A 6,389-nucleotide genomic window follows, 5' to 3' on the forward strand; every position below is an offset into this window, starting at 1 on the left:
ATTTGGAGTACCAAATATAGTGTAGGCTTCTGGTACATTTCGCAATGCTGCCAGAACTTCCTTAGAGGTAGTATTAGTAATAGAGTTACCCACTAGGTAGGGTCGAGGTGTGCATTACTGCATCACCCCTCCCATTCGGAACCGTGCTTGCGACTTTCACCGCACACGGCTACTCAGTGTATTATCCATCTGTCAAATCGGACTCCCTGACCTTTTGACCGATGAAAGTTGGAATATCATTTATCCACTCCCAGTTGAATTTGTTCCAGAATTGAGAAAGTTTCTCTAGGAATTTGGAGTGGTCTTTCTTCGGTATTTCTTTTAGGTCAAGTGCGGTCTTTTCGTCGTGACAATGCCGATGCAATAGTTGCAGATTTTTGTATTCATCCTTGCCGCTTAACGCTCTGGGGATGATGTGGTCTACCTCTAAAACACCCCATTCTTGGAAGCTTAATCCGCACCAAGGACATTTACCCTTTTGAAGTTTTAGCAATTTAGCCTTACGATTAGGCATTTGGGGGTGTGTCCCAAGTCTTTTACTCCAATAAACTGTGTCGCCATCGTAGGGGCTTTTATCGACTTTAACTTTTACATAGTCAGTGCTACTGCATTCAAACTGGTTATGTTTTAGTAACCGGAGGGGGTTCGCGTTCCCCTCCCTGGTTGCGAATACCCAGTTATCACCGTCTATGGAAGTCCAGTGTTTGTCTGAACCTGCTTTTGATGTTCCACATCGGCGTTTTGCCCATCGTCGAAGTTTCAGGTATGTGAGGTAATCTTGTTTCGATAGTTCTCCGACCGTTTTGGCATCGGATTTTGAATAATAGGAAGTCCACCCCCTTATTACAGGGTTAAGGTCTTTTATGAGAGCCGCTTGGGGCGATGACCTATGTTTTGTGATGATTCTTCCGATTTCCTCAATATGAGCCTTACTCGCCTTCGCGGATGGGGTGATGAGGGTGTTAAAACCTAATATTTTCCCGTGTCCATTTCTGTTGCTGCGGTACTTCCCTGCTGCGTATTGCTGGATGTGATGACCAAGAAAGTCAAATCCAGCTTTACCATCCTCACTTAACTCATGGTTGAGTGTATGAGTTAGCCGGGTTTTTTCTGGTTTTAATTCAAGTCCTATACCAGCTAACCATTCCGAGATAATTTCTCGGCATCTTTGTACAACGGCTTTGTTTTCATGGAGAATCACAAAATCATCCGCGTAACGGATAATGTTTGGGGGTACAAAATGAGTACCTTTTTTATGAAACCAGGTTTCCCTACCTGCATGTGACATATCGGGGAATTCCTGTTTTATCCTTTCTTCCATTCCGTAGAGGGCAATGTTTGCCAAAAGTGGTGAGATGACACCACCTTGCGGTGTACCCGTCGCGCGAGTACGCGCGCCCGCTTCGCTAACAGATGTGGAAGTAAATGCTCCTTTGTCTATCACCCCGGATTTTAACCAGGCTTTAATTTGTTGCCTGACCTTACCCTTGATATTCAACTTTTGAAGCAGTACTTCATGGTTGATGCGGTCAAAACATTTGGCTATGTCCGCGTCTAGCACGAATTTCGCTTTCTGTTGAATACAGAATTTAATCTGTTTTATCGCATCGTGGCACGACCTTCCGGGTCTAAAACCATAGGAATTTGGCTCGAATGCCGCTTCCCATTCTGGTTCAAGCGTAGCTTTTACTACGGCTTGTAGTGCGCGGTCGTACATTGTGGGTATTCCTAATGGGCGTTTTTCCTCACTTCCTGGTTTTGGAATCCATACTCTACGAGTAGGTTTGGATTTGCCAGTTAGCTTTAACGTAATTAATCGCCTTATATCCCGACACCAAACTGAGACAGTTATGGTGCGGGGCTTACGGCGAGTAATCTAAACATGAATCGACTTTCAATCCGGTTTCCAATTAAATAGATCACACACATCGGGGCGCAATATATTTGCGCCCCTACTTTTTGACCAGAAATAGCCCTATGATCTGGAACTTGTAGTTTCAATTTAACTACTGCTGTGACTCCGATCGCAAGTCTTGTAATACCCTCTGCAAAAACTTACCCCATTCTGCTGCCAAAGGGATTTCTGTAAACGGAACCCGCACTGAGTTAGTAGATTCGGAAAATAGAAATTCTAACTCTATAGAACGACCTTTCTCCGGTATACTTTCTAAATCTACTTGTTTGTCATCTATCAAAAGATAAATTTGTTTGACATCAAGCAAAGAGAATGTTTCTAGTTTAATCGGCCCTTGAGGCGTGGGTTTTCCCCAAGTTAGATTGTTGCCTTTTTGACCTAATACTGAATAAATATCATACTTAGCCCGTTCAAATTGCTCTGCCCAAGCGCGATAGGCTTCAACTTTTTGATACTCCTTCGAGCCTTGCCAAGCCAACCAGAAAAACATTACTAACAGGGGCAACCATAAAAGACCACGTTCCATCGTTTAAAAAGTCCTGAGTGAAACTTGTAACTAAAAGTGCAAAATCTACCAATAAAGGATGGAAATAAGTTATGGTAGTGAGCAAACTGGCAAAAAGCGGTGATGAGTTAATATGAGAAAGCTTATATTATTATGCTTGTTTGTCATTGGGCTGGGAGCTGCGATGTTTAGTTTTCTGAATTTCCAGGGACTGGCAGCTAAAGGAGAGTTTGAGACGATTTTGCTTGATTTTCGGGAAGACATTCCATCAATTGTGGTGGAACAGAATCTACAAGCGATCGCTAAACAATACAACCTTACACCCCAATTAGACAACAAGTTTTCCGAAAAAGATCATGTGTATATTGTCAAAGGCGATCGGCAGCGACTCCAAGAACTGAAAAAATCTCAATTTGCCCAAGTTACAGAATTTATTGAACCAAATTATATCTACAGAAAGATTCCACAACCCGGTCAACCGGCTTGGCTGGGAGAATTTTTAAGACCGCAAGAAGATGATCAAGCAAGTCCCTCATTAACTGGTCCCAATGACCAATATTACAGCAAGCAGTGGAACTTGCACCAAATCGGTATTGAAGGCGCATGGAGTCAAACCAAAGGCAGTGGCATCACAGTTGCAGTGATTGACACTGGGATTACCAAGGTGCGGGACTTGTATGAGACAAAATTCGTCAAAGGCTATGATTTTGTTAACGACCGAGAAGAAGCCACAGACGATAATGGCCACGGTACCCATGTTGCCGGAACTATTGCCCAAGCCACAAATAATAAATATGGCGTCGCTGGAATTGCCTATGAAGCCAGTCTGATGCCCCTAAAAGTACTCAGTTCGTATGGTGGCGGTACTGTTGCCGATATTGCCGAAGCGATTAAATTTGCTGCTGATAAAGGCGCAGATGTGATTAATATGAGCTTGGGTGGTGGCGGTGAAAGCAAATTGATGAAAGAAGCGATCGAGTATGCCCATAGAAAAGGTGTAGTTATTATTGCCGCAGCCGGGAATGAAAACACCAATGGGGCAAGCTATCCAGCCCGTTATCCCTACGTCATCGGCGTTTCGGCAATTGGACCAGATGGGGAAAGAGCGCCTTATTCTAACTTTGGTGCTGGGGTAGATATCTCTGCTCCTGGTGGTAGTGAAGCTGGTAAGATTCTCCAAGAAACTATCGACGAAAAGGGCGAAGGCATATTTCTGGGCTTTCAGGGTACAAGCATGGCTTCTCCCCACGTTGCCGGTGTTGCGGCATTAATCAAAGCTGCTGGCATCAAAGAACCAGATGAAGTTTTAAAAGTCCTGAAGCAGTCAGCGCGAGTTATCCAGGATGATGGTTTGAACTATTATGGCGCTGGACACCTGAATGCAGAAGCAGCAGTTAAACTAGCCTTTGGGGGGCAAATCAGTTTCCCAGATTTCTTTCGGTGGTTACGCGATAACGGCTATCTTAACCCCGGCTTTTGGATTGATGGTGGTGCGATCGCACTGTTACCCAAGATTTTAATGGTAGTTGGTTCCTATCTGCTAGCTTGGTTTTTACGTGTTTACTTCCCCTTCACTTGGAGTTGGTCTTTATTCAGTGGCTTAATTGCTGGCAGTTCTGGGTTATTCTTCCTCAAGGGAATCTATATATTTGACCTTCCCCAGTGGCCTTTCCGGGTTTTGGGCAGTTCAATTCCCGAACTAGGCAATAGCCTCCAGGGAACTGGTGCATTGAATCCCCTGTTTGCTAGCGTACTGATTCCCATTGTGTTAATGGCATTGCTGCTGGGACATCCTAGTTGGAAATGGTTTGCCATTGGTTCAACTTTAGGTGTAGCAGCGTGCTTAACTATAAGTGCGTTTTTCGATCCGGCTGTTTGGGGATTGGGAAGTGGTAACATAGCACGCCTGTTCCTCATCGGTAATGCCCTAATCTGTTATGGACTTGCTCGTTTAGTATTGAAAAACGAAGAAAAAATAGCATAAATTGGGAGTTGGGCATAGGGCATGAATTTTTATAACTCCCAACTCCTAACTCTTAACTTCCCACTCCCCACTCCCCACTCCCCATTTATCATGAGCATTACACTTACAGGTACAATCGAACGCCGTGATATTGGCACGGGCGCATGGGCGTTAGTCACAGAAGAGGGCGTTACTTACGAAATCCTCAGAGGGGCTGACAAAGACTTACTCAAAGCCGGACAAAAAGCAAAAGTTAAAGGACAGGTGCGTGAAGATATCATGACTATTGCCATGATTGGCCCTGTTTTGGAAGTCAAATCTTTTGAGGTAATTAGTTAGTTCTGATTAGCTGTGGAATTCAGAACCTCTTGAAGACGGCTTCTAAACTCCCCTTTGGGATGACCTCCTTTTACTTCACCCACAATCTGAAATTCCCCTTCTGGAAAATTGCAGAGGATGTAAGTAGGCCATCCCATTTCTGATTTATCCGGATACTGAGTTAATAAAATCTTGCGATACTTGCGGTAAGCAGCTGTATCCTGCATTTTTACATCGATAAATTCTAAACCCAGTTCTTCAGCCACCTTTTTGTCATAAAAAGACATTTTGTGGCAGATGCCGCACTCTTCTGAAGAGAACTTAATTACAGCTAAACTCATGGGTTGGCGACTCTTTGATTCTAGGCAAAGTTTTCTAACATAATGCCATGAAATATTACCATATAGCTGGTGATTAGTGTCAACTTCAGCCTGAAATCCTGATCAAGTATTTTTTTCTCCTTCTCTACTTTTAGCAGGGAAGGCAATTTTTTAGCAGGCGGAGCTTCCAGTACCGCATTCCCAGGCTGAACCTGGGAACGAAAAATATGATCTGGTCAAAATATAGAAAAAAAATTAAGAAGTGTGATTAAATATCATAGCAATCATTTTAGTGTGGCATCTTTAGCTCACAATAAAAAGAAAGCGATTCTGGGATTGCGTGAGCTAGTTATGCTCTATCCTGGCAACAGGAGGATACTTAAAGTCTACCAGCAGTAGTAAGAGTAGTGGTGCATTCGAGTTATATGGGCAGGAAATGCTAGGGCGATATTTAACGACAAGCCCTTCTCTACGAGAGGCTGCGCCAACGGGTTCAGGGGTGACGCTCGTTCGCCCTGGGCGTCTCCCCTTGGGAGAAGACTCGCTAACGCTGCGCTAACGACGGGAACCCCCATCGCTCTTAGCGTCTCCCCTTGGGAGAAGACTGCGACCCCCTCACAGCTACCCGTCTACGCATAAAAAAACCCCCAGTCAGTGTTAGCCAACCAGGGGAGTTAGTTATCAGGGTGCATCTACCAATTAAATGTTCTTAGGTTGAACACCATACTCCGGATGAATTTGTACAAAGTTCAGTTATTTTTTTTAATAAAAAAACCCCAGTTGGTGTTAACCTACTAGGGGAGTGAGTTATCAGGGTGCATCTACCAATAATCTTTTCTAGGGACAGCCAGTATCTTCCGGAGAAAATGAGCTAAATCAGGGTTGATGGCGATGTCTATGATGGGCTGTGACGCAACTAGAAAAATCCCCAGTGAGTCTTAGCCAACCAGGGGAGTTAGTTATCAGGGTGCATCTGCCAAGAATCTTTTCTAAAGTAAATGGGTGGCTACCAGATAAATTAAGAGGTTGAAGTTTTTACTGCTTGTTTATCAGAGAAAAACCTCAGAGGGGTTAGTTATCAGGACAGACCTACCAATTAAATGATTAGTAAGCTGCCTGAAAAATTGGTGTGTCAGGGATGATTGCTGTTTTAGGGCTTAGGCACAAGAGATCCCCCAAAGGCTCTTAAAGTTTCCTCTTTTTCAGGGGAGCCAGTATCTTGCTGTTACCGTAGCGGTAGCAACGTAGGAACTAGTGACATACTCCTACACTAATTGCAAGCAATACAGTGTAGGCATCTGGGCGACTCGCGGTATCCCGTCGGACAAAAACTCTCGCTTTGTTTAGACTGCACGAGATGCCCCACCG

Annotated in this window: 5 protein-coding genes; 2 read left to right on the forward strand and 3 right to left on the reverse strand. The window is 44.1% G+C overall.

Features of this window, described 5'->3' with window-relative positions:
- Positions 1 to 181: 181 nt before the first annotated feature.
- Positions 182 to 1,876 carry a group II intron reverse transcriptase gene (locus ACYTXL_RS16225; RefSeq protein ID WP_461925641.1) on the reverse strand — a complete coding sequence of 565 codons (1,695 nt, stop codon included), beginning with the start codon at positions 1,874 to 1,876 and terminating at the stop codon, positions 182 to 184.
- Positions 1,877 to 2,006: 130 nt separating this feature from the next.
- Positions 2,007 to 2,441, reverse strand: coding sequence for a hypothetical protein (locus ACYTXL_RS16230; RefSeq protein ID WP_461925637.1), 435 nt, complete (start codon positions 2,439 to 2,441; stop codon positions 2,007 to 2,009).
- Between the two features lie 112 nt (positions 2,442 to 2,553).
- Between ACYTXL_RS16230 and ACYTXL_RS16235 the strand changes: the two genes are divergently transcribed.
- Both ACYTXL_RS16235 and ACYTXL_RS16240 read left to right on the forward strand, forming a co-directional pair.
- Positions 2,554 to 4,404, forward strand: a complete 1,851-nt coding sequence (locus ACYTXL_RS16235; protein WP_461925638.1) for a S8 family peptidase — start codon at positions 2,554 to 2,556, stop codon at positions 4,402 to 4,404.
- Positions 4,405 to 4,494: 90 nt separating this feature from the next.
- Positions 4,495 to 4,722, forward strand: coding sequence for a hypothetical protein (locus tag ACYTXL_RS16240; RefSeq protein WP_461925639.1), 228 nt, complete (start codon positions 4,495 to 4,497; stop codon positions 4,720 to 4,722).
- Here the strand turns inward: ACYTXL_RS16240 and ACYTXL_RS16245 are convergent.
- Positions 4,719 to 5,042 (reverse strand): thioredoxin domain-containing protein, encoded by a 324-nt coding sequence (locus tag ACYTXL_RS16245; RefSeq protein ID WP_461925640.1) that lies wholly within the window; start codon positions 5,040 to 5,042, stop codon positions 4,719 to 4,721. The genes ACYTXL_RS16240 and ACYTXL_RS16245 overlap by 4 nt on opposite strands.
- Positions 5,043 to 6,389: the final 1,347 nt, after the last annotated feature.

The sequence above is a fragment of the Nostoc sp. genome, from assembly GCF_054880495.1.